Here is a 1,097-nt window from a genome sequence, read left to right on the forward strand (position 1 = left end):
CCGCCTGAGTTCAAGTTTGAATCGCAACACACGGCCTTCCTGAGCGACTTTCTACGATTGTGCATAGCACTCCTCCGGTGTGCGGAACCCCAGTCGCTTCCTGGGCCGGGTGTTCAGTTTGTGCGCGATGGCGTCCAGGTCCGCCTGCGTGATGCCGGCCATGCTCGTCCGCTTCGGGAGGTACTGGCGGATCAGCCCGTTCGTGTTCTCGTTCGTGCCTCGCTCCCATGAGTGATGCGGGGTGGCGAAGTAGAACGGCACGCCGGTGGCTTCCTCGACAAGCTTGTGGCTGTGGAACTCGGTGCCGTTATCGGCTGTGATCGTCTTGAAGCGGTGTGGCTGCCTTCCGATGATCTCGACGGTCTTGGCGGTCGCATCGGCCGCTCGGTGGCGGGCGAGTTTGCCCATCTGCAGGTAGCCGGTCTTGCGCTCGACCACGGTGAGAGCGGAGTGGGCCGCCTGCGAGTCCCCCTTGATCGTGTCGATCTCCCAGTGCCCGACCGTGGTCCGGCTCTCGACCTCGGCCGGTCGTTCCGAGATGTGGCGCTTACCAGGCAGTCTTCCGCGGCTGTCGCGTGACCGGTAGCGCTTGCGGCACTTCTTGGTCGTCTGCCGCATGTGCGTCCACAACTGCCCGCCGCACCGCTTGTCGTGCCACACGCGCAGGTAGATCGTCTCGTGGCTGATGCTCAAGATCCCGTGCAGCTTCAGCCACCCGGAGACCTGCTCAGGGCTCCAGTCGAGCGTCACGAGATGCTCGACCAAGCCCCACTCGTCTTGGCTGAAGTGGGTGTTGCGCCTCGATCGTCGGCGCCTCGCAGTCGCGTAGGAGTGCGCGATGTCGGGGACGTAGCGGCCACTCGGTCGCAGGTTGCGCCTGAGCTCCCGGGAGATGGTCGACGGCGCGCGTCCGAGCTCTCGTGCGATCGCGCGGATCGAATAGCGGTGTTTCCTCATGACGTTGATGGCGTATCGTTCTTCCAGGGTGATCTGGGCGTGCATGCGGTCCTCACTTCTTGGCGGGAGTAAGGAACCGATTGTGCCCCAGGTCGCCCCACCTGGGGGCGGGAGTGTTGCGTTTAGTATCTGAATTCGCG

Annotated in this window: 1 protein-coding gene; it reads right to left on the reverse strand. The window is 63.9% G+C overall.

Features of this window, described 5'->3' with window-relative positions:
* Window positions 1-51: 51 nt before the first annotated feature.
* Entirely contained in the window at window positions 52-1,002 is a 951-nt protein-coding gene (locus tag MSB02_RS10505) for an IS30 family transposase (protein ID WP_267195200.1), read from the reverse strand.
* Window positions 1,003-1,097 lie beyond the last annotated feature (95 nt).

Source organism: Anaerosoma tenue (genome assembly GCF_023161965.1).
Classification (GTDB): domain Bacteria; phylum Actinomycetota; class Coriobacteriia; order Anaerosomatales; family Anaerosomataceae; genus Anaerosoma; species Anaerosoma tenue.

Excerpts from the sequence above, each read along its gene's own strand:
- MSB02_RS10505 (WP_267195200.1), bottom strand. The coding sequence starts at position 1,002 with ATGCACGCCCAGATCACCCTGGAAGAACGATACGCCATCAACGTCATG.